Below are 17,283 nucleotides of genomic sequence, written 5' to 3' on the forward strand. Positions count from 1 at the left end.
GGCCGCCGGCTGCTCCACATGGTGGGCCGTCCCCTAACGGTTGAGAACGGCGCGGGTGCTCGCCTCGGGCGTCAAATCGAGGCGGCGCAGAAGTTGCGCGTTGAGCGCGACGACGATCGTTGACAGTGACATGAAGATGGCGCCGACCGACATGGGCAGCACGATGCCGATGGGCGCCAGCACACCAGCAGCCAGGGGCACAGAGATGAGGTTGTACCCGGCGCCCCACCAGAGATTCTGTTTCATCTTGCGGTAGCTGGCGCGAGACAGCTCGATGACCGACAGCACCGAGCGGGGGTCGGAACTGGCCAGGATGACACCGGCGGAAGCGATGGCGACGTCAGTGCCGGCACCGATGGCGATGCCGACATCGGCCTGCGCCAAGGCGGGGGCATCGTTGACTCCATCGCCGACCATGGCAACCTTCTTGCCCTCGTCTTGCAGGGCAGCAACTTTCGACGCCTTGTCTTCGGGGCGCACCCCCGCGAACACCCGGTCGATGCCCAGCTGGTGGCCGACACTATTGGCGACGGCTTCGGCGTCGCCGGTGATCATGACGACTTGCACGCCAAGCTTGTGAAGCGCATCGACGGCTTCGCGGGATTCGGGGCGGATCTCGTCGGCCAAGCGCAGGCCGCCGAGCACCTCTCCGTCGCGGATGACGTGCAGAATGATGGCGCCTTCGCCGCGCCACGCGGTGGCCGCGGGGACCTCCTGGGCGCCGACTTCTTCGAGAAGTCGGGGGCCGCCCACTCGGATTTCGTGCCCGTCGACCGTCGCAGTCACACCGACGGCAGGAGAGGACGAGAAGCCGCTGGCGCGCGGCACCGTTAATCCCCTATCCTCGGCGGCTTTCACGATGGCCCGCGCCAGGGGGTGTTCACTGTCGGTCTCGGCGGCGGCGGCGAGCGCGAGCACGGTGTCGCCGTCGTCGTCTCCGGTCGCCTCGACGGCGGTGACGGTGGGTTCGCCTTTCGTCAGGGTGCCGGTCTTGTCGAACAGCACGGCGTCGACAGTGCGCATACCTTCCAGGGCCAGCCGATCTTTGATCAAGACGCCGCCTCTGGCGGCGCGTTCGGTGGCGATGGACACGACCAGTGGTATCGCCAGGCCCAGCGCATGAGGGCAGGCGATGACCAGCACGGTGATCGCTCTTACCACCGAGGCATCGGGATTGCCGACGATTGTCCATGCCGCCGCGGTGATCGCGGCGGTGATCAGGGCGAACCAGAACAGCCAGCCGGCGGCCTTGTCAGCAAGGCGCTGGGCACGCGAGGACGAATTCTGCGCTTCGGTGACTAGGGCGTGTCTGCTTAATGTGAACGATGTTGTGCCTGATGCTGTTTAAGTGTTACGGACTGATGTGATTTCTGATGACTTGTGGTCGGTGATTGAGCCGGTACTGCCTTCGGGTCGACGGCGCGGGCGGCCGTGGAACGATCATCGGGTGACGCTGGAAGGAATTATCTGGCGTTACCGGACTGGATCTCCGTGGCGCGATCTGCCCGCGCAGTTCGGCGCCTGGCAGTCGGTGGCTGAACGTCACCTGCGGTGGTCCACCGACGGCACCTACGCGCAGATCTTCGCAGCGATCTCCCGTGACATCGATGTCGATGACGCTGACGCTGAGCTGGTCGAACTGCTGCTGGCGGTGGATTCGACCAGCGTGCGTGTACATCAGCATGCCGCTGGTGCCCGCCCTGGTCGCCACACAGGGGGATCTGTCGAATTACAACAAACACCCCGATGAGCCCGATGACCATGCCATCGGCCGTTCACGCGGCGGGCTGACAACGAAGATCCACGCGCTGGCCGATCAACGCTGCAGCGCGGTCACCATGGCACTGTCGCCGGGGCAAGCCGGCGACAACCCGATGCTGTGGCCACTGCTGACTGCCCATCAGGGCCCAAAGTTTCGGCTACTCGCCGATAAGGCGTACTCCCATGACTCGACCCGAGCCCGACTGCGCCAGCTCAAAATCGCCCACACCATTCCCGAGCGCAGCGACCAGATCGCCCGCCGAAAGAGCCGGGGAAGCAAAGGCGGACGGCCACCGGCGTTCTCCGGGCGAATCTATAAGCACCGCAACACCGTCGAGCGATCCTTCAACCGCTTCAAGCACTGGCGAGGTATCGCCACCCGATACGACAAATACGCGCTGAGCTACCTCGGGGGCGTCACCCTAGCTGCGATCATCATCTATCACCGCGTCCGCAATTAACAGACACTACCTAGGCGTTGGATGCCTGCTAGGGCGGTGTCGTCGCCGGTGGCGGTGATCTCGACCCGAAGCCCGGAATCGGTGGCGACGGTGCCGGCTGTGACGGGATCCCCGACGCCGCGGGTAACGGGCCGGGATTCGCCGGTCACCATGGACTCGTCCATGTCGGCGCGTCCGTCGACGATCTTGCCGTCGGCAGGGATGCTGCCGCCCGGTCGGACTACAACGACATCGCCGACGTGCAGGTCGGTCGGCGAGACGGTGACGGTGCGGTCGCCGTCGATCTTCTCGGCTTCGTCGGGAAGTAGTGCGGCCAGTGAGTCCAGCGCTGAGGTGGTCTGGGCCAGCGAGCGCATTTCTACCCAGTGGCCGAGCAGCATGATGACGATGAGAAGGGCGAGTTCCCACCAGAATTCCAGCTCGTGGTGGAGCAGGCCCAAGCTCGCGCCCCAGGACGCGAAAAAGGCGACGGTGATCGCCAGTCCGATCAGGAGCATCATTCCTGGTTTGCGGGAACGGATCTCGTTCAGCGCACCGGTGAGGAAGGGGCGGCCACCGACGACGTACATCACTGTCCCGAGCAGGGGCGCGATCCAGCGTGCGCCGGGGAAGTCGGGGACGTCGTAACCGAGCAGCATCGCGAACATGGTCGAGAACGCGACGACCGGTATGGCGATGATCAGGTTGATCCAGAAGAGCTTGCGGAATTGGGCCACGTGGTCACCGCCGTGGCCGCTATGGCCAGTGTGGCCGGTGTGATTGTCATGGCCGTGGTGTTCGCCGTGTGGGTGGGTGTCAGGGTGTGCGCTGGGGAATTGGTGGTGGGCGTGCCCGCCAGGGTGGGATGTTGCTACGCCGTGGTCATCGCGGTTTGTCATGTTCTTTCCTTAGGGGACTTCGCGTTTCAGTCGACGCGCATTGATGATGTGGGTGTTAGGAACGCACCAAGCGGGCGATGGCTTCAGAGGCTTCTGTGAGTTTGGCGTCAGCGGCCGGTCCGCCGGTGGCGGCGGCGTCACGGACGCAGTGGCGAAGATGGTCGTCAAGCAGTGCCAGCGCGACGCCTTGGAGGGCTTTGGTGAGCGCGTCTGTTTGGGTCAGGATGTCGATGCAGTACCGCTCCTCTTCGATCATTCTGCTGATGCCGCGGGCTTGGCCTTCGATGCGCTTCAACCGCTTGAGGTATTTGTCTTTATCGGTGATGTAGCCGTGGTGGGTGGTGCCTGTTGAGGGGCAGTGCCTGGTGTTGTCGGCGTGGGTCATGACGCTTTCCTTGTGCGTGGTGGTGACTAACTTCGGGTGCCCGGCGATGAGTGCGCGACGAGGGTCGCGGTCATGCGACGGCGGCATACTTGTCGGGGTCGCGGTCGAAGCGTGGTCCGCATCCCTTGCAGCAGAACCAGTAACGCCGACCGCGATAGTCACGGAATAGTCCCGCCGCTTCGGCGACCGTCTTGTTCACCGGCGTGCCGGGCATCACGGGGCAGGTGGTCTCGTTCTGCGATCCGAGGTCAAGCAGGTTCCTCGCCGTAGGGTCGATGGGTGAGGTATCGATTTTGTCGGCTGCGCCGCTGCAGCAGCAGGCTGACGTGCGGTTCTGATTCTCGGACATTGGTTCTCCTCACAGGTGGCGGTGATTTAACTGGTGGTGTCGGCGGAAGTGGTTTTGAAGCGGCGCAGGCGCAGGCTGTTGCCCACCACGAAGACACTGGAGAATGCCATTGCGGCTCCGGCCAGCATCGGATTGAGCATGCCCAGTGCTGCGACGGGGATCGCTGCGACGTTGTAGGCGAACGCCCAGAACAGGTTGGTTTTGATCGTCGACAGTGTTTCGCGGGACAGCCTGATCGCGTCAACGGCGCTGCGCAGATCACCGCGCACCAGGGTGATGTCGGAGGCCTCGATGGCGACGTCGGTGCCGGTGCCCATCGCCAGACCGAGGTCGGCTTGGGCGAGGGCGGGCGCGTCGTTGACTCCGTCGCCGACCATGGCGACCGTCTTGCCTTCGGCTTGGAGGCGTGCGATGACGTCAACCTTGCCTTCGGGCATGACTTCGGCGATGACGTCGTCGATGCCGACTTCGGCGGCGATCTGTCGAGCGACGGCTTCGTTGTCGCCGGTGAGCAACACGGGGGTCAGCCCAATGTCACGCATCTGCGAGATTGCCTGTGCGCTTGCCGATTTCACGGTGTCAGCGATGACGAGTACACCGCGCGCCTGCCCGTCCCACCCGACCGCTACCACGGTCTTTCCCTGGGCTTGCGCTCGGGCCTTGGCGTGGGACAGATCCGGGCTGAGGTGTTGCGCCCAGTCGGCCAGCAGTGATTCGCGCCCAACGACGACGGCGTGTCCATCCACGATGCCGTGGACGCCTTTACCTTCGACATTCGCGAAGTCCTCCGGAACGGGCAAGGCGTGGAGTTCCTCGGCCGCCGCGGCGGCGACGGCTTGGGCGATGGGGTGCTCGGAGGCGTTCTCCAGGGCGCCGGCCAGTCGAAGCAGCTCCGCGCGTTCGGTTTCCGGCTCTGTAATGACATCGACCAGCGTCATTTTGCCGGTGGTGACGGTTCCGGTCTTGTCCAGCACCACGGTGTCGACCTTGCGGGTGGATTCGAGCACCTCGGGACCTTTGATCAGCACGCCGATTTGCGCGCCGCGACCGGTGCCCACCAGCAGGGCGGTGGGCGTGGCCAGCCCGAGGGCGCAGGGGCAGGCGATGACGAGGACCGCGACCGCTGCGGTGAACGCGGCGGCGACTGAGAATCCCGCGCCCAGCCAGGCGCCGAGGGTGATCACGGCGATAGCGATGACGATCGGTACGAAGACGCCGGAAATGCGATCGGCCAGGCGTTGCACTTCGGCCTTGCCGGTCTGGGCGCGTTCGACCAGCTGGGCCATCTGCGCGAGCTGGGTGTCCGAGCCGACACGAGTGGCCTGCACCACCAGCCGGCCGCCGGCGTTGACGGTGGCACCGACCACGGTGTCGCCGGCAGCGACTTCCACGGGTACCGCTTCGCCGGTCAGCATCGAGGCGTCGACAGCCGAGGAACCGGACACCACCACGCCGTCGGTGGCGATCTTCTCCCCCGGACGGACTATGAACTCGTCGCCAACCACGAGTTCTTCGATGGCGATCTTGGTTTCCGTCCCGCCGCGCAGGACGGATACGTCTTTGGCGCCTAGGTCGAGCAGGGCTCGTAGTGCCGCTCCGGCCTGCCGTTTGGACCGCTTCTCGAAGTAGCGTCCGGCCAGGATGAACGTGGTTACGCCGGCGGCGACTTCGAGGTAGATGTTGGCGGCGCCATGCGACGGTGCCAGGGTGAACGCGAAGGGATGCTTCATACCCGGCGTGCCGGCACTGCCCAGAAACAGCGCATACAGCGACCACAGGAACGCCGACACGGTGCCCAGCGAAATGAGCGTATCCATGGTCGCGGTGCCGTGTCGCAGGTTGGCCCAGGCGGCCCGATGGAATGGCCATGCTGCCCACACGACGACGGGGGCAGCCAGCGTGAGCGACGCCCACTGCCAGTACGTGAACTGCAGCGCCGGGATCATCGCCATCGCGACGACCGGCACCGTCAGGACGGCCGAGGCCCTCAGGCGGTGCCGCAGCGAGGCCAGTTCGGGGTCGGCGGTGTCCGCGGCGTGCGGGGTGTCACCGGATGCGTCGGAGGGCATCGGCGTGCGCGGTGTCGGGAGCGCGGCGGTGTAGCCCGTCTTCTCCACCTCGGCGATCAGCAGCGCCGGATCGTATCCGTCAGGCACCGTGACGGTGGCCTTTTCCGTCGCGTAATTGACTGTCGCGGCCACGCCGTCGAGCTTGTTGAGCTTGCGCTCGATGCGGTTGGCGCAGGAGGCGCAGGTCATTCCCCCGATGCGGAGTTCCACACTCGGGCCAGACACCGGTGTCGAGCTCGTCATGAAGCCACTGCCTTTCAGTTTCTGATTCGGACGGGATAGCTCAGTGCCCGCCGGCATGGCCGGCGTCACGCGACGGCTCTGGCGCGGGCTCGTTGGTGCCACCGGGTGCGGCGTCGACGACGAAGCTGGCGGTGTGCACGGTGTCCTGGACTTTGAAGTCGAGGTAGAGCAGGTAGCGCCCGGCAGTGGGTGCGGTCGCCGCGAACGACACCGCAGGCCCACCGGTGCCGCCCGGTACCGGCTCGGCCCCCTCAGGGTGCACATGTAGATACGCCAGATCTCCCTCACGCAAGGCGACGAGATGGCCGTAAGCCCCCAGGTAGGGCTGCAAGGTCATCACCGGCCGGCCGTCGCGCGTGACTGTCGCGGTGAGTTCGTGGGAGACGCCCGCGGTGAGTGCACCGTCCAGTTTCACGGTGTATCCGGCGATTTCATCCACGGTGCGTGTGGCACTCGCCACCGCCGGGACGAACGCACCGGCCACCTGCACGGTTCGGGTGAGGGTTAGTTTGGCGCTGCCCGCCCCTGCGGGTTGGAAGTCGGCGAACACGCGGTAGGTGCCGGCGGCGTTCCACGTCCACGGCGTTGACCACGTGCCGGTGGCCGCGTCCAGCCTTGGGTGTACATGGGCGAAGTGCTGGCCGTCGGAACGGACCACGATGAGGTGCAGTTGCTTGTCGTGCACGGTCGCGTAGTCCAGCAGCGGCGTGCCGCCCGGGTCGACGATGGTGAAGCTCATCGTTCCCCGATCGTTGGGTGCGCTGGGGGACCGCACCGGGCTCAGGACGTATCCGTCTTCGGCCAACGACAACCCCGGCGGGTCGGCGAAGGGATCGACTGGCGACGCCTGCTCGGTCGGCGGCGCGCTGTGATCCGCTGCAGCATCGGAAGTTTGGGTCTGCGGAGATGTCGCCGCGGTATCAGGGACGACCGCTGCGGCGGTGACGTATGCAGCCGTGAACGCCACTGCCAGTCCGGCACCAAACGCTGTCAATCGTCCCGCGGCGTTCATGCGACACGCACCGCCGAGTAGCCGGCCTCGTCGACGGCGTTGAGGATCTGCGCGTCGTCGACGGGACGGCTCGACGTCACGATCAGGGTGCCGGTTTTGGCGCTAACTTCGACGTCTTCAACTCCGGCGACCTCGCTGACCTCTTCGCGCACCGAGAGCTCGCAATGTCCGCAAGTCATCCCTGTGACGGCGTACGTGCTCGTGCTCATCACCGATCTCCTATCCTCGACGGGTGTAGATACCCCTACCGGGTATACGTAAAAGAGCATATACCCCTTGGGGGTATGCTTCAAGGGTCACTTTCCGGGGGTCACTGGCGTGGTGTCGACGCGCGTAGCGCTTTCCCGGAACGACGGGAGGGATCAGTTGGTGGTGCGCACGTTGCACGTCGGAGATGATGGCTGGCCCCTCATGGGGGAGGTCGTCGGCCGCGGCGAACTGATCATCATGCTTCATGGTGGGGGTCCGGATCACTACAGCATGCGACCGCTTGCTGACCGGCTCGCTGGCCGGTATCGCGTTGCGTTGCCCGACATTCGAGGGTACGGAGCATCCCGTTGTCCCGACCCGACGTTGCACCGATGGGATCAGTACGTCAGCGACGTCATTGCGATCATTCACGCGCTCGATGACACCTGCGCCCACCTTGTCGGCGCCGGAATGGGCGGCACCATCGTTTTGCGGACGTGCCTCCAGCACCCCCGTATCGCCCGGTCGGCGGTGGTCATCAGTGCTGAAGCGACAGAGGACGATGCGGACAAAGCCGCAGACACCGATCTGATGGATCGTTTCGCCGAGCATGCCCGTTCCCGCGGTCTGCAGGCCGCCTGGGAATTGTTCATTCCTGATCTTCAGCCGCTGATCGCCAACCTGGTCGCTGAGGCTATTCCGCGCGCTGACGCCCACAGTGCGGCGGCCGCGGCGTCAATCGGTCATGACCGCGCCTTTGCAACGGTCGAGGACCTCCGGCGCATCGACACTGCGACGCTCGTCATCGCCGGCGACGACATCCGTCACCCCGAGTGCTTGGCCCACAGCCTCGCCGATGTCCTTCCACGAGGGGTCCTCGCCGAAGTTTCGATGTCCCGCCAATTCGTCAACGCTGAGGACATGGCACACGCTTTCGGACCGGCGATCGAGAACTTCCTTCGCAGAACATCGGACCGGACACTCGGGTCCATGAAGACTAGGCACTAAGGACGGCGGCAGCAGTGAGGGGCCTCACGCTCCGGCGGCAAGCCGCTCGGGGGCAGCCTGTCGCGGTGCTGTCAGCCGCAGCAGGACTTTCCCTCGCCGGCCTTGCCTGAGCGGCGCCCACTAGTGACACGACCCACCGCGCACAAAGCGATGCATTTGGCGATCGACCGTGCGGTCTGGCTTTGGACGAGCTGCTGAAATCTTTCGTGTACGGTCACCAGCGATACGCCTTCCAGTCGTCGGGCTACCCGCCCCGGGTGATACAACGAAGGTACCCCTGAGGGGTATACGGTACAAGGGCGCCCGAGCTAGGCGCGGCGGTGGGTGACTGGCCCACGGCGCATATCCTGCATTACCCGTGGCGGCGGATGGCTCCACGCCTGATTCGATGTTCTCCGTTGCTGGCGCCGCGGTAAGTCGATTATTGGAAGGCCGTAGCATCGATTCGTGGCGATGATGCGGGATGGCGGTGGTATCACCGGTGAACCGCACTGGGGCGGCACTGCACTGCTGCGACCTGGGGTGTTGGCGTTCACCGGATCGATTGGCACCACCGACCTACACGCCCACCATGCCGTCCAGATTGTCACCGCAACAATACCTTTCACGATGCGTGACGAGCACGGCAACCAGCATCGCGGCACCAAGGTGGTCGTGCCCGCCGATGCGCCACACCGGGTCGAAGTCGGCGCGCCGGAGGGCACCGTAGTGTTCTTGGAACCGGAGTCTGCCCCAGGGCGCTCGGCGCACCTGCGCGCGCTTCGGTCCGGCTGGACTGTTGCTCCGGTGTTGACGTTCACCCGCCGACGTCCGTTGGCCGTCGTGGTCGACGAGCTGATCGAACACCTCGCACCCGCCATGGCAGCTGACGAAGCAACGACCCGCCATCGCGCCGTCGACGAGGCGTTGCGGCTGCTCCCCGACCTTGTGGCCGCAGGCCCAGTCAGCGGTACCGAACTCGCGGCCCAGGTCGGTGTGTCTGCGAGCCGATTGACCCATCTGTTCACCGAACAGGTCGGCATTCCGCTGCGCCGCTACGTGCTGTGGTTACGGCTGCGGCTCGCCATCATTTGCGCGCACGCCGGCGATGACCTGACCGGCGCCGCACATAATGCGGGCTTTTCCGACAGCGCCCATCTGACCCGCACCACGCGGGAGATGTTCGGGCTGGCGCCCTCGGCGTTGAGCCGGCACGTGTCCTGGGACCTCGACACCGCCGTGTAGCCGGATCATTCAAGCTCTGCCACGCCAGTAGCCGCGACGATCAGATGGTGAGCACGAAGTCCCCGCCATTCACGGCGATCACCGCGGCACAGGCGGTGGCCCGATACGGCTACGTGCCGGTCATGCTGCTCGGCCTCAACGGCGCCGGTGTGGCGTTAACCGCCGCCGGCGCCCCGAAATACTGGCTGCTGGCCGTGATGGCCGTCGCGATTGCCACCGCGTTCCTGGTCGAACGTGTCATTCCGTATGACCCCGAATGGAATCATGACCAGGCAGACAGCAGGCGCGACCGCATCCACGTCGCAGTCAACGAGACGCTGATCCTGGCCAGCGTGGCTGCCATTCCACTACTAGCTGCGGTCGTCCCGGCCCCGCAGCTGTGGCCGCGCACCTGGGCATTGCCGCTGCAGGTCCTCGCCGCGATCATGATCGCCGACCTCGGCATCACCGTGGTCCATGTGGCCAGCCACAAGATCGGCGTGTTGTGGCGTTTCCACGCCGTGCACCACAGCATCACCCGCTTCTACGGCCTCAACGGCCTGATGAAACACCCGCTGCACCAAACCGTCGAGATGGCCGCTGGTGTGGCACCGCTCATCCTGATCGGTCTGCCCGTCAACGTCGCCTCCCTGCTCGCCCTCGCGGTGGCGATCCAGCTGCTGCTGCAGCACTCCAACGCCGACTACCGCGTGGGCCCCGCCAAGCACGTCTTGGCTCTCAACGAAGGCCACCGCTTCCATCACCTCAAGTGGGCCGGCATCGGCGACGTCAACTTCGGGCTGTTCACCCTGGGCTGGGACCACCTCATGCGCACCTACTCCTATAACCCCACCCGCCGATTCGACTCCACCCAGCTCGGCATGGCCGCACACCCCGACTACCCCACCGCGTACGGGCGGCAGCTGATACACCCCTTCACCCCCGCCGGAGGGTGCAGCCTCAAGTCCACCACCGCGACGAAGGACCCCACCGCGTAGAAACCGACACTGGAGCAGGGCTGAGAGCGACCAGCGTCTAGCGCTCCCGGAACCGTGATTGCCTCAAGCGTTCCCGATCTACGCGTACTAGACCCATAGCCTCCTACGTGGCCCATTTCGCGCCACGAGCCGACGATCGACGAACAAACGATCGGCAGCCCGTTCGGCGCCTGCCAGAGCTAGCCGGATGCCATGTCGGGCAGGCCAGAGCGCAAGTCTGCGTCTTTACTGAATCTTCATCGAAGGACTAAGAAAGCCAAATGACGCATCAGCACACTTGAACCATATCCGTGAACGGTGCACCGCCGCCCGCGAACGGCCGTCGCGGCGCACGCAGTGCCCGCTCATCAGCGATGTCAACATTCGGATACGGAGACCACACTGATGCCGCAGGCGACTTGCCTCCCACCGTTTCGCAGGACGGCGCAGTGGCTGCGGACGGCCGTCCTAGCGATGGCGGTGCTGCTGATCGCGGCCGCGTGCAGCTCGTCGCCGGCCGCCGCGCCCCAGCCCGAGGTCATCACTGATAAAGGCACCCCGTTCGCCGACCTGCTAGTGCCCAAATTGCAGGCGTCGGTGACCGACGGAGCGATCGGCGTCGCGGTGGACTCCCCTGTTACCGTGTCCGCCGGTGACGGCGTTCTCGGCCAAGTCTCGTTGACCAACGAAGCCGGCGAACTCGTCGACGGACAGCTCAGCCCCGATGGCGTGTCCTGGTCGTCGGCCGAGCCGCTGGGATACAACAAGCAGTACACCCTTCATGCCCAGGCCCTTGGACTGGGCGGCGCGACCACTACGACAGCGACCTTCGAAACCCACTCGCCCGACAACTTAACGATGCCCTACGTCCTGCCCAACGACGGGGAAACGGTTGGCGTGGGCCAACCCATCGCGATCCGCTTCGATGAAAACATCACCGACCGGATTGCGGCGCAGCAAGCGATCAACGTGACCACCAACCCCCCGGTCGAGGGAGCCTTCTACTGGCTCAATAATCGCGAAGTACGGTGGCGCCCAGCCGAATACTGGAAACCGGGAACAAAAGTAGAGGTGGCGGTCAACGCCTACGGCGTCAACTTCGGTGACGGGCTGTTCGGTCAGGATGACGTCACTACCCGGTTCACCATCGGTGACGAGGTCATCGCCACCGCCGATGACGCCACCAAAACGATGACTGTGCGGCGCAATGGTCAGATCGTCAAGACCATGCCCATCTCCATGGGTAAAGCCAAGACCCCGACCGATAACGGCGCCTACATCATCGGAGATCGTTACTCGTTTCTGGTGATGGATTCGTCCACCTACGGAGTTCCGGTCAACTCTCCTGACGGATACCGCACCGAGGTGGAGTGGGCGACCCAGATGTCCTACAGCGGGATCTACGTGCACTCTGCACCGTGGTCGGTGGGCAGCCAAGGTATCGCCAATGTCAGCCACGGATGCCTCAACGTCAATCCGGCCAACGCCCGCTGGTTTTACGACAACACCCGACGCGGCGACATCGTTGAGGTCATCAACACCACCGGCCCCACGCTGTCGGGGACAGACGGTTTAGGTGACTGGAACATCCCTTGGGATCAGTGGAAAGCCGGCAACGCCAACCTCTGAAACTCAGATCAGCAGCGGAGACTCACAACCGCCGCCTCCCAGTCACCTCGTGGCACCAGTTAGCGTGCCAGCAGGACGTTTCGCATCCACCGAACCGGGTTGCGAACTGCCAAGTGTCACCCAAGCATCGCGCCGTGGGGCCCACGCAGCACAGGTAGCGCAGCCCTTTCCGCTACGGCACCTTTGGTTTGCCGCCCTAGGTAAAGGCATTTTCACATGTCCGGACCACCGCTTATTTCGTAGCCTTTGCCATCGACGATCGACACTTTCAAGCACCCATTCGCAAAACACCATTAGCAATTTCAGCTGCCGAAGTTCCAGCATTGTAATTATGTTGCAGGTGTTACTGATGAGGCATATGTGAGTTAGGCTGATCTACGTATTCGCTACGTACATCGTTGCTGCACAGTACGGAACGCTCTGTTTCGCCTTTCTTGGCGAAACCAATCACCGGCGCTCCGACAGCCGAAAGAAAGAACGCCATATGGAACCGATGGCCCGATGCGTCCGCCCGGAGGAAGGCCGCGTATCTGCGGTCGGCTTTCGCCTGACTGGGGTGATCGTTGCCGTCGTCGCGACGGTACTTTTGGCGTGCACGCCAGCAGCCTCCGCCGAGCCGACAGGCGGTCCGTGGGATCCACTCCTGCCCAAGATCCCGAGTGCGGGAGCGCCCGGCGATCCGGTTGCCATCGCCAACGCGTCCTTGCAGGCGACGGCCGTTGCCACCCAGACTGCGATGGACTTGGGGCGTAGCTTCCTGAGCAGTCTCGGACTCGTCAGTCCCGCGGCAAGCCCCCAAACGAGCGTCCGCGGCAACCGTCTCTACGGTGCCCAGGCGATCGAATACGTTATCCGCAGGGCAGGAACGCAGATCGGCGTTCCCTACTCCTGGGGAGGGGGCAGCCTCACCGGCCCTAGTCGCGGTGTCGACCAAGGCGCAGGCACCGTCGGTTTCGACTGCTCAGGACTGACACGATTCGCCTTCGCCGGCGTCGGAGTACTGTTGCCGCGATGGTCCGGCGACCAGTACAACGCTGGCCGCAAGGTACCTCCCGCGCAAGCTAAACGCGGCGACCTCCTGTTCTGGGGGCCCGGCGGAAGCCAACACGAAGCGATCTACCTCGGCGGCGGAAAAATGATCGAGGCGCAACAAACCGGCGTTCCCATCAAGATTTCACCGGTGCGTACCGCCGGGATGACACCCTACGTCATACGGATTATCGAGACCTGACCCCGAACGCCTCCGCCAACAGCTTCCTCCCACCAAACGCCTTGTCTGCACCGGGTAATGGTTCAGCCGGCCAGACAGTAGCCGATGCCGCGGACCGTCCGGACATAGCGCGGACGAGACGGGGCGTCACCGAGCTTGCGTCGAAGATTGCCGATGTGCACGCCCAGTGCCGACCGCCCGCCGGGCTGCGTCGCCCCCCAAAGGACTTCCTGAAGTCGTCGGCACGTCACGGGCTCCCCTGGATCATCGGACAACACCCGAAGGATCGCGAACTCCGTTCGAGTCAGCGATATGACGTTGCCGCGCTGATAGACCCGCCGGACCCCCACGTCGATCACCAGATCGTCGACGTGGCGTCGCTGCGCGCCGCCGACCTCGCTGCGCTGGTGAGAACGCCTGAGCGTCTGCCGTATTCGCGTGTTGAGTATGTCGCGGGAGCCGATGGGAGCCACTCCGACGCGCGATATTAGTGGCGCCATATCTGTGTCGGCGAGCGCGACGACGCCGCAATGGGCGGCCTGGCGAACACGGTCAAGGACGACGGCGCCGTGCGCGGATGATCCCACGCACACCACCACCACATCGGGGTCATCGCCGAGCACCGCGGTGAGCGCTGCAGCATCTGAGCGTGCGACGTCGACGGCGAACTCTTCAGCGCGTAGGGTGCGGGCCAACATGTCGGCGTAGATGCGCCGAGGCTCAACCAGCAGAACGCGAATGCGCCCAGCGGCTACCGCCGGAGAGGCAACGCTGCCCGAAGCGGGGTGCGGCTCGATGGTCGTGGCAGTCTCCTTGCCAGCGTGGGCCATTCACGGCGTGAAGGCGTCTGCGCGGATGCTGGAACCAGCATATCGCCATCTACGTAGTTACTACGTAGATGACGATATGGGGTATCGAGCATGTTCGCGTCGTTGGGTGTTCAGCGCGGAGGTTGCGCGGAGGATGTCAGCTGTTCGGGTTGAAGTCGGCCCCGTCGGTCCAGCCGGAACAAGGCCGCGGCGGAGGCCAGCCCGATTGCCGACAGCAGAACCCACAGCAGCCAGGGTTGTCCGAGATCTCGGGCGGCCTGCATCAGCGAGCCGGTGGCCAGATTGCCGACAAGAATGCCGACTCCGACGATGGTGTTGTAGAAGCCGTAGTGCGTTCCGATGAGACGGTTGTTGGCCAATGAGACGACGGTGTCCATCTCGAACGGGAAGACCGCCGCCGACCCGACCGCCAGCACCGCCGTGGCGACGAGTAACGCGGTCGCGGCGGCGACTCTGCCTGCCCTGGTGTCATCAGGCAGCACGATCAGCGGCAAAAACGACGCCGCGAGGATCAGCATGCCGATCACCAGGGAGCGGCCGGCGCCCCAGCGGTGGGCGAACCATCGTGTGATCCGCATCTGGCCGAGGACGGCAACCAGACCCGAGACCACGAAGATCATGGCGGTGACAACGGAATCGTTGCGCGGAAACAGGTCTCGCGCCTGAAGCGGCAATGCCAGATAGACCTGGAATGACAAGACATACGACCCGATCATGGCCGCCGCGAAGAGCAGAAAGGAGCGGTTGGCCGCGACTGTTCGCCAGTCCTGCAGCACCGATGTCTTCTCGTCAGGTGTCCCCGCGGCGCGGTGGGGCAATGCTAAGAGTTGGGCCACGGTCAGCGCAGCGAACACGACCGCTGCGGCGGCAGCTGTCATTCGGAAATCGACGAACATCAAGGCCAGCCCGACAAGGGGTCCGGCCAGAATGCCCGCCTGATAGAACACGTTGAACACCGCGAAGGCTTCCACGCGCCGTGGGCCCGCGTCGGCCGCCAGATAGGCGCGCACCGCAGGATTGAACAGGGCGCCGGCGAAGCCGGTTGCTGCCGAGGCGATCAGAACCGCCGGTAGCGATTCAGCGAAGACAAGCAAGCCGAATCCTGCTGTCCGGAGGACACATCCGCAGACGATGAGCGGTTTGTAGCCCAGCCGGTCTGCCAGAGTGCCGCCGATGAGAAACATGCCTTGCTGGGAGAAGTTACGTACACCCAGCACCAGGCCGATGGCCCACGCGGCCAGCCCCAACGGGCCGGCGAGGTAGCCGGCCAGGTAAGGCATGAGCATGTAAAAGCCCAGGTTGATGCCGAATTGGTTGATCATCAGCATCCGACTGGGCCAACCAAAGCTGCGGAAGGCTGACAGCAGGGTCATCGTGACTGCCTCTCGGTGGGGTCGACAACGGTGGTGCATCGCGTCCACGCCGTGACTGTCTGGGTCATCGGGTCCTCAATGGTGGCGGGATGCCGTGGGAGCGCTGCGTCGAGCAGGCCGTGGGCGCGGCAGTAGTCGTCGTTGTAGATGGTGTCGAAGTAGCGCTGCGGACCGTCCGGGAAGATCGCTGCGACAGTGGCTCCGGCAGGGCTATTGCGTGCGACCCAGCCTGCAACTAGGGCGACCGCACCGACGCTCCAGCCGCCACTGGCGTAGTGGGTGGCCGCCAGGGTGCGGCATGCCCACACCGACTCCGCGGGGGCAACCCAATGCACTTCGTTGAACGCTTGGTAGTCGACGTTGCCGGGATAGATGCTCGATCCCAGGCCGCGCATGAGCCGAGAAGCCGCGGGCTGGCCGAAGATCGTCGAGCCCACCGTGTCGACGCCGATCAGCCGCAGCTGCGGGTTAAATTCTCGGAGGACGCGTGCGACGCCGGCCGAGTGGCCTCCGGTGCCCACCGAGCACACCAGGACATCAACGGCGCCGAGTTGTTCGTTCAGTTCCAACGCGAGCCCGCGGTAGGCCTCGACGTTATCGGGGTTGCTGTATTGATCGGGATGCCACGCGCGCGGGTCGGTGGCCAAGATCTTCTGCACGCGGTCACGGCGAGCCTGCTGCCAGCCTCCCTGTGGGTGCGGTTCAGTGACCAATTCGATGTCGGCGCCGAATGCGGCGAGCATATTCTGAATGATCGGCTCCATCCCGGGGTCGGTGACCAAGGTGACGGGGTGCCCGTAGACCGTTCCGGCTAGTGCGAGACCCAACCCCAGTGTCCCGCTGGTGGATTCGACTATGCGGGCGCCGGGGGCAAGTGCCCCGCGGGAGCGGGCGCGTTCGACCATGTGTAGCGCGGGTCGGTCTTTCATCCCTCCCGGGTTGAAGCCTTCGAGTTTGGCCCAAAAGCCCCGCTCTTCTGACGTGAACGGTGCGCTGATTCTCAAGACAGGGGTCTGGCCAACCATGGTGGCCGGCCGCTCGTTGCGGCCGCGTTGTGGCTGTGCCGATCGGGTGTGGGAAGTGCGTGCATGGCGGATTGGCAGGGCAGGATTCATCGATGAATGTCGCTTCTGTGAGGCCGCGACGAAGCGCGGCGACTGACGGCAGGTAGCGGTCACCGGCCACCGTCGAAGACGACGGGGCCTGACGCTAGCCGATCAGCGGCGCGCGATACACAGGTGGGCGAGCACGTCGCGGCCGGTGCGCAGGGCGCGGGCGTTCCGTGGTGGACCGCGGATAGGCGCCTTCGCCGCCTGGCACCACAGCAGCGGAAGCACAACCACGACGAGGCCCAACGCGAGCGCGATCAGGGAAACCGTTCCCCGCGGCAGGATCGCTTCGGCCAATGTGTCGGGCGTGCACTCGGCGTCGGGTTGGGAGACGTGGGGGTGGTCGAGCTCGACAGACATCGGCGCGCCGACCGCACTGGTGGCCAGGGTGTGCGGTCCGTGCGTAGGTGCCGCATTCACGCCGGGCAGTGCCCACTCGGCTCCGACGATGACGGTCCAGAACGCGATCAACGCCGCGACGATGGCGCGGCGGCGTTGCCCAGAGTTCGCGTCGAAGTACTTCACGATGTTGCCGACTGTAGCAGCGGATCGGCGAATTCAGGCTCGGCCCCTGAGCCGATGCCGGGTTGTGATCAG

14 protein-coding genes and 3 pseudogenes are annotated in these 17,283 nt (G+C 64.9%); 6 read left to right on the forward strand and 11 right to left on the reverse strand.

The features are described from left to right. Window positions 1–33: 33 nt before the first annotated feature. Window positions 34–1,305: pseudogene (locus tag KXD97_RS00455) on the reverse strand (heavy metal translocating P-type ATPase); the annotation flags it as partial. A gap of 43 nt (window positions 1,306–1,348) precedes the next feature. Between KXD97_RS00455 and KXD97_RS00460 the strand changes: the two are divergent. Beyond that, window positions 1,349–2,222 (forward strand): annotated as a pseudogene (locus KXD97_RS00460) (IS5 family transposase). Between the two features lie 11 nt (window positions 2,223–2,233). Here the strand turns inward: KXD97_RS00460 and KXD97_RS00465 are convergent. The 6 genes and pseudogenes from KXD97_RS00465 to KXD97_RS00490 all read right to left on the reverse strand — a co-directional run. After that, window positions 2,234–3,100: pseudogene (locus KXD97_RS00465) on the reverse strand (heavy metal translocating P-type ATPase); the annotation flags it as partial. Window positions 3,101–3,155: 55 nt separating this feature from the next. Further along, entirely contained in the window at window positions 3,156–3,485 is a 330-nt protein-coding gene (locus KXD97_RS00470) for a metal-sensitive transcriptional regulator (RefSeq protein ID WP_011856766.1), read from the reverse strand. Between the two features lie 70 nt (window positions 3,486–3,555). Continuing rightward, entirely contained in the window at window positions 3,556–3,834 is a 279-nt protein-coding gene (locus KXD97_RS00475; RefSeq protein ID WP_011856767.1) for a YHS domain-containing protein, read from the reverse strand. A 26-nt stretch (window positions 3,835–3,860) separates the two neighbouring features. After that, a complete protein-coding gene (locus KXD97_RS00480) occupies window positions 3,861–6,146 on the reverse strand; it encodes a cation-translocating P-type ATPase (RefSeq protein WP_260754984.1) in 2,286 nt (761 codons plus the stop codon). Between the two features lie 40 nt (window positions 6,147–6,186). Beyond that, a complete protein-coding gene (locus KXD97_RS00485) occupies window positions 6,187–7,158 on the reverse strand; it encodes a heavy-metal-associated domain-containing protein (RefSeq protein ID WP_260754985.1) in 972 nt (323 codons plus the stop codon). Next, a complete protein-coding gene (locus KXD97_RS00490) occupies window positions 7,155–7,367 on the reverse strand; it encodes a heavy-metal-associated domain-containing protein (protein ID WP_011856847.1) in 213 nt (70 codons plus the stop codon). Before KXD97_RS00490 ends, KXD97_RS00485 begins: the two co-directional genes overlap by 4 nt. Window positions 7,368–7,569: 202 nt before the next feature. Between KXD97_RS00490 and KXD97_RS00495 the strand changes: the two genes are divergently transcribed. The 5 genes from KXD97_RS00495 to ripB all read left to right on the forward strand — a co-directional run bounded on the left by KXD97_RS00495 (window position 7,570) and on the right by ripB (window position 13,395). Continuing rightward, window positions 7,570–8,355, forward strand: coding sequence for an alpha/beta fold hydrolase (locus tag KXD97_RS00495; RefSeq protein ID WP_260758254.1), 786 nt, complete (start codon window positions 7,570–7,572; stop codon window positions 8,353–8,355). A 453-nt stretch (window positions 8,356–8,808) separates the two neighbouring features. After that, on the forward strand, window positions 8,809–9,579 hold the full coding sequence (locus KXD97_RS00500) for an AraC family transcriptional regulator (protein ID WP_260758255.1): 771 nt from the start codon (window positions 8,809–8,811) through the stop codon (window positions 9,577–9,579). 44 nt (window positions 9,580–9,623) lie between these two features. Beyond that, window positions 9,624–10,556, forward strand: a complete 933-nt coding sequence (locus KXD97_RS00505) for a sterol desaturase family protein (RefSeq protein WP_260754986.1) — start codon at window positions 9,624–9,626, stop codon at window positions 10,554–10,556. A gap of 384 nt (window positions 10,557–10,940) precedes the next feature. After that, window positions 10,941–12,164, forward strand: coding sequence for an Ig-like domain-containing protein (locus tag KXD97_RS00510; RefSeq protein WP_260754987.1), 1,224 nt, complete (start codon window positions 10,941–10,943; stop codon window positions 12,162–12,164). Window positions 12,165–12,648: 484 nt separating this feature from the next. Further along, window positions 12,649–13,395, forward strand: a complete 747-nt coding sequence (ripB, locus tag KXD97_RS00515; RefSeq protein ID WP_046361656.1) for an NlpC/P60 family peptidoglycan endopeptidase RipB — start codon at window positions 12,649–12,651, stop codon at window positions 13,393–13,395. A gap of 62 nt (window positions 13,396–13,457) precedes the next feature. Here ripB and KXD97_RS00520 read toward each other — a convergent pair whose 3' ends face one another. The 4 genes from KXD97_RS00520 to KXD97_RS00535 form a co-directional block, all read right to left on the reverse strand. Continuing rightward, window positions 13,458–14,072: a response regulator transcription factor gene (locus tag KXD97_RS00520; protein WP_059090350.1), complete on the reverse strand. Its 615-nt coding sequence runs from the start codon at window positions 14,070–14,072 to the stop codon at window positions 13,458–13,460. 242 nt (window positions 14,073–14,314) lie between these two features. Beyond that, window positions 14,315–15,577, reverse strand: coding sequence for an MFS transporter (locus KXD97_RS00525; RefSeq protein WP_059090335.1), 1,263 nt, complete (start codon window positions 15,575–15,577; stop codon window positions 14,315–14,317). Then, window positions 15,574–16,692, reverse strand: a complete 1,119-nt coding sequence (locus KXD97_RS00530; RefSeq protein ID WP_059090334.1) for a PLP-dependent cysteine synthase family protein — start codon at window positions 16,690–16,692, stop codon at window positions 15,574–15,576. Before KXD97_RS00530 ends, KXD97_RS00525 begins: the two co-directional genes overlap by 4 nt. Window positions 16,693–16,794: 102 nt before the next feature. After that, window positions 16,795–17,211, reverse strand: coding sequence for a hypothetical protein (locus KXD97_RS00535; protein WP_059090333.1), 417 nt, complete (start codon window positions 17,209–17,211; stop codon window positions 16,795–16,797). Between the last annotated feature and the right edge of the window lie 72 nt (window positions 17,212–17,283).

Origin of the sequence: Mycobacterium sp. SMC-8 (assembly GCF_025263565.1) — a bacterium.
Classification (GTDB): Bacteria; Actinomycetota; Actinomycetes; order Mycobacteriales; family Mycobacteriaceae; genus Mycobacterium.

Bases quoted from the DNA above. Each gene is read 5' to 3' on its own strand.
- KXD97_RS00505 (WP_260754986.1), top strand. From the start codon at position 9,624: ATGGTGAGCACGAAGTCCCCGCCATTCACGGCGATCACCGCGGCACAG.
- KXD97_RS00510 (WP_260754987.1), top strand. From the start codon at position 10,941: ATGCCGCAGGCGACTTGCCTCCCACCGTTTCGCAGGACGGCGCAGTGG.
- KXD97_RS00520 (WP_059090350.1), bottom strand. From the start codon at position 14,072: ATGTTGGCCCGCACCCTACGCGCTGAAGAGTTCGCCGTCGACGTCGCA.
- KXD97_RS00530 (WP_059090334.1), bottom strand. From the start codon at position 16,692: ATGAATCCTGCCCTGCCAATCCGCCATGCACGCACTTCCCACACCCGA.
- KXD97_RS00495 (WP_260758254.1), top strand. From the start codon at position 7,570: ATGGGGGAGGTCGTCGGCCGCGGCGAACTGATCATCATGCTTCATGGT.
- KXD97_RS00485 (WP_260754985.1), bottom strand. From the start codon at position 7,158: ATGAACGCCGCGGGACGATTGACAGCGTTTGGTGCCGGACTGGCAGTG.
- KXD97_RS00470 (WP_011856766.1), bottom strand. From the start codon at position 3,485: ATGACCCACGCCGACAACACCAGGCACTGCCCCTCAACAGGCACCACC.
- KXD97_RS00475 (WP_011856767.1), bottom strand. From the start codon at position 3,834: ATGTCCGAGAATCAGAACCGCACGTCAGCCTGCTGCTGCAGCGGCGCA.
- KXD97_RS00500 (WP_260758255.1), top strand. From the start codon at position 8,809: ATGATGCGGGATGGCGGTGGTATCACCGGTGAACCGCACTGGGGCGGC.
- ripB (WP_046361656.1), top strand. From the start codon at position 12,649: ATGGAACCGATGGCCCGATGCGTCCGCCCGGAGGAAGGCCGCGTATCT.
- KXD97_RS00490 (WP_011856847.1), bottom strand. From the start codon at position 7,367: ATGAGCACGAGCACGTACGCCGTCACAGGGATGACTTGCGGACATTGC.
- KXD97_RS00480 (WP_260754984.1), bottom strand. From the start codon at position 6,146: ATGACGAGCTCGACACCGGTGTCTGGCCCGAGTGTGGAACTCCGCATC.
- KXD97_RS00525 (WP_059090335.1), bottom strand. From the start codon at position 15,577: ATGACCCTGCTGTCAGCCTTCCGCAGCTTTGGTTGGCCCAGTCGGATG.